This is a genomic window from Shewanella sp. S1-58-MNA-CIBAN-0166, from assembly GCF_040310085.1.
GTDB lineage: Bacteria > Pseudomonadota > Gammaproteobacteria > Enterobacterales > Shewanellaceae > Shewanella.
The window spans coordinates 1-281 of record NZ_JBEOPN010000126.1 but is presented as its reverse complement, the minus strand read 5'-3'; the positions used below and the strand labels follow the sequence as shown (position 1 = coordinate 281).

The window sequence follows — 281 nt, the reverse complement described above, 5'->3', positions numbered from 1 at the left end:
CTATAAAGTGCTATTTAAAGCGCGTTTACTTTATTTGGCGTAGGCATGTTTAAAACTATAAAATTACCCCGCGTTACCTTACGTTTAATTACCCACAAACACGGCGCAGCGCTATTAACAATTTTAAATAATCCACTCGTTTATGAGTTTAATGACTATAAAACACCTTTAAACAAAGACCATATTAAACAATTAATTCAAGATGATATAAGCGGATATTACGAAGGTGAAGTGATTCGACTCGCTATTGAACATAATATGAGTGGCAAACTACTGGGTAC

Annotated in this window: 1 protein-coding gene; it reads left to right on the top strand. The window is 34.2% G+C overall.

Annotation, left to right across the window (positions count from 1 at the left end; all coding sequences use genetic code 11):
- Window positions 1-45 precede the first annotated feature (45 nt).
- Window positions 46-281: GNAT family N-acetyltransferase (locus tag AAEY99_RS21375; RefSeq protein WP_502959519.1), on the top strand; the 236-nt coding region annotated here is incomplete at its 3' end.